This is a genomic window from Corynebacterium sp. HMSC056E09 (assembly GCF_001813425.1).
Taxonomy (GTDB): domain Bacteria; phylum Actinomycetota; class Actinomycetes; order Mycobacteriales; family Mycobacteriaceae; genus Corynebacterium; species Corynebacterium hesseae.
In genome coordinates this window covers 1-2,310 of sequence record NZ_KV812476.1, presented here as the reverse complement: position 1 = coordinate 2,310, position 2,310 = coordinate 1, and the positions used below count along the sequence as shown (strand labels likewise).

Sequence of the window (2,310 nt, the reverse complement as noted above, 5' to 3'; positions counted from 1 at the left end):
ATATCAGGTGTCTACCAAACAGGGGTCAGGTCCCGTTCCTGTGAAACCACCCGCACCACCTGAGCCGAAGATTGATCTTGAGCCTTACGTACAGAAAGCGTTGAGTGCAATTGAGCAGTCGGATCTTGACGCTTTCTGGTGTGCGGCGAGTGAATCTGAGTTGAAACGAATTTGGATTCCGGTAGGGAAAATCTTGGTCAAGAACTATGGCGACCCGGAGTCAAACATTATCTATGACTATGTCGCTACACAGCCAGGCTACTGGCGAACACAGGGCAGTTTCAAAGTGGGAAAGCTTCAACTTGAGCCGTTGCGACTTCCTGATTGGCGGGAGCTGATTCGTGGTGAGAAACGAATTTCTAAGTATCACCCCGCTGTGAAAACGACTTTTGAATGGCGCAAAGAAAAACTCAGCCCTGACGTTTATGCGCGTGCGAAGCGGGTGCTGCATGTCGTCTTCACGTTGTTTGAGTTGTACGGCGGCACTGTGGAAGTCGATCAGTGGTACAACGACTGGTCGAAGAAAACGATTGTGCGTGGAGTTTCGGCGGGTATTGGCAGCTTGTCGAAGGTTTTGATTAAAGAGGGCTACGAAAAGTCCGAGCGCGAGCCGACCACAGAAGAAATCGAGAAGCATAATCGGTGGCATAAGGGTGAGCCGATGCACCGTTACTACAATCATATTCCCAATGGACAGCTGACAATTGAGGTTGGTTACGGTCTCAACGCGCACGATACAAAGCGAAATCCGAACGGAATTGAAAACGGTATTGAGCGCTTTTTCATGTCGCTGCGAGTAAGCGATTTTTGGTACGGGGTTAATGCTGAACTCTCACGACGGCGAAAAGAATTTAGGGATCGGCAGGCTGAATTTGCTCAGGGCATCGCGGCGAAAACTGTTGCGAAGGAATTCTATTTCGATGTGTTGCACAAGCGTTCTCAAGAGTTGAAACAGTTTGAAGCAGTACGCGAATACCTTGATTTCATAAAGCGAAACGAGCCTGAAAGTCCATGGATCGCATGGGCTGAAAAGTATCTCGACACGTTTGATCCTCGACACAATCTAGCAATGCCGAACCCACCGGAGTTGGATGTGCAAGCTCATGCAGGACTGATTGAAAAGATTATTAGTGTACTTGGTGAGGATGAAAGCACGTGGCCTGACGCGTTCCCGGACGGTGAGTATCACGGCTGAGGTGTCACACGCGCGGGAGCGGCATGAACGTGTGTAGCTGCGGTGGGAGAGTGACGTGTGTGTTGGATTGATGGTGCGTATAAGCGCCGTCGATTCGGAGCGGTTAGGGCGGTCGTGAGTGGCTTTTAGGTTCTCTTTCACTGCGGCGTGGGCCAGATTAGCTGGGTTATGGCCCTCGCAATCCTGCCCGATATTCGGCCCTATATCGAGGCGGTCTGTAGGGCTTTTAGGGGTGCTCTCAATGCGAGGTTACGGGCGCTGGAGAATAGCCCTACGAGAGCTTGATTCTCGCTCCTATAGCGCTTGACTGGTAGTTCAGCCGAAATGCAGTCAGGAACACACATAGACACACGTCCGAACAGGCAATACAGTGTCTCCAGGGACCAAATGATGGGGCGAACGGGAGTTCTGGTAGACCTAGAATTTCCCTACGAACTGCAAACGCAGTAGCTGAATGTATGAGACCTTATACCTAATGATCATCCTACGAGATCCCCTACACGGTGCCTACGGCATATCCTATGAACCGTCCTACGGTAGTACAGATGAGCCACCCTACGAGAGTTCTACCAGCCTCCCGACAGAAAATTCATGTTGTGACTTTTTGGAGTAGCGAGAGTCTCCAGGAGAAGAGTTGAACGAGGGGTGTTTAGAGGGCGGCAGGGCTGAGTTCAAGTTTCTGTTCGAGATGAAATTAACGTCGAAGAGTAAATGGTCTAACAGTTCTCACTTCCGTGATCAGCACCGATTCAACTTTTGGTTAGACAAGATTCTTGTATCGCTTTACCTTCGAACAAATCTTGTTTCTCCTGGTAAAATAGTTAACCAATCAATATGAACGAAAGGGTGTGATGTCGGAACGTGATACCGAACAGCTACTTAGAAATCTTCTCAACGAGTGCCACTATGAAGGGATTGAAGAGCAGGGAACAAAAGATCTAGTTGCCAATCAACTTCTTTCTACAGCGTCCAAGCACGGAACGGGAAAGAAGGGATCACCGGAGTTTGTAGCTCGGATTCCGGGACTCGACGGGGTACTCGTTGTAGTCGAATGCAAGGCGAGCACCAAGGATCACGGCGGGGGACCTGACCCCTGTTTGGTAGACACCTGATAT

The 2,310-nt window shown here is 49.9% G+C and carries 1 protein-coding gene; it reads left to right on the top strand.

Annotation, left to right across the window (positions count from 1 at the left end):
* The coding region (locus HMPREF2912_RS00560) for a hypothetical protein (RefSeq protein WP_210396351.1) at nt 1–1,195 on the top strand (1,195 nt) is incomplete at its 5' end.
* Nucleotides 1,196–2,310 lie beyond the last annotated feature (1,115 nt).